The sequence below is a fragment of the Leyella stercorea genome, from assembly GCF_019052365.1.
GTDB lineage: Bacteria > Bacteroidota > Bacteroidia > Bacteroidales > Bacteroidaceae > Prevotella.
The window spans coordinates 1-1,156 of sequence record NZ_JAHQUY010000169.1 but is presented as its reverse complement, the minus strand read 5'-3'; the positions used below and the strand labels follow the sequence as shown (position 1 = coordinate 1,156).

Annotated in this window: 1 protein-coding gene; it reads left to right on the top strand. The window is 36.9% G+C overall.

From position 1 onward, the window contains the following. Positions 1-572 precede the first annotated feature (572 nt). Positions 573-914: a single-stranded DNA-binding protein gene (locus KTQ90_RS13420; protein ID WP_217318840.1), complete on the top strand. Its 342-nt coding sequence runs from the start codon at positions 573-575 to the stop codon at positions 912-914. The last annotated feature ends 242 nt before the right edge of the window (positions 915-1,156 follow it).

Here is a 1,156-nt window from a genome sequence, read left to right as displayed (position 1 = left end):
CAGGAGCGTCAAATCACAAGAAGACAAAATCCTATCATGCTACCTCTTCAGGAGTTCTATCTTTGTACCGCTATTTATATGTTCTTGCCATCCTTGGTATAGAAATTAGCCAAATTCCTCACACATCCTCTATCCCTTTTTGAACATATCGTGTCGGTTTGCATTTTCTTATTGCCTCCATATCGAGGATAGACATATACCCAAGCACCCTTCTTCTCTGTAGTTTAATGAGATATAGGAGTGAAACTTGGCTTTCCGTTTATCGTTTTCATAGTGTCGTATATCGAAACCTAAAGTGAGATTTTTATGATCATTTGCGTTCTGATAATTTTTGTATAGTTGTTAACAACCATTTTACTTTGCAAAGTTAGCACAAGCGGTGTTGGCAAGGGCGCACATCCTGTTTGTCTCAATATTTTTTTCAGACTTTTTGGGTGCAGTTGCTCCTTAATCAAAAACTCCATACCCAAGGGTGAAAAATATATTGGACATCTCTTGCCGTGACTCACCTTCTCCTTGTTCGCTACTATTATGCACGTAAAATTAGTATTAACATTTAAAAAATTACAGTTATGAACGCAATGAACAATTTCACTATTTCAGGTTTCGTAGTAAACGACGCAAAAGTTAAGAACTTCGAGAAAGCCAGCGTAGCACGTTTCGGTCTCTCTTTCAGAACTACAGAGAAGAAGGGTGACCAGGAAGTAAAGAAGTCTTCTATCCTTGACATGGAGACTTGGATTAAGAAGGATGATACCGCCACAATTGATATGCTCAAAAAGGGCACCCTTATCAAGGTTGAGGGATTCTTTAAGGCTGATTCCTATACCAAGGATGGCAAGGAGGTTCATAAAACAGTCTTTGCTGTTACAAAAATAGAACTCATAGAGACCAAGGCTCCAAAGGTGGCATAAAGCCACCATTCATATACTCCAATTTTCAATAAGAAAAGGTTATCAGCGGATAGCCTTTTCTTTTGGTCATTTTCGTTTGGGTGTTACAGTCTTTATATCTATATTGCCGTATTGGCATATTACTGTATTGTTGTATATCAGTATTGTCATATTACTCTCTATATCTATTGTTTGCAATAAGGCTATATATTTTTCTATATCTATATTTCTGTTTCCGTTTCTTATGTTCAACCTCAATTTTT

What these genes read in the sequence shown, in the direction of transcription:
- KTQ90_RS13420 (WP_217318840.1), top strand. Translation starts at nt 573, where the DNA reads ATGAACGCAATGAACAATTTCACTATTTCAGGTTTCGTAGTAAACGAC.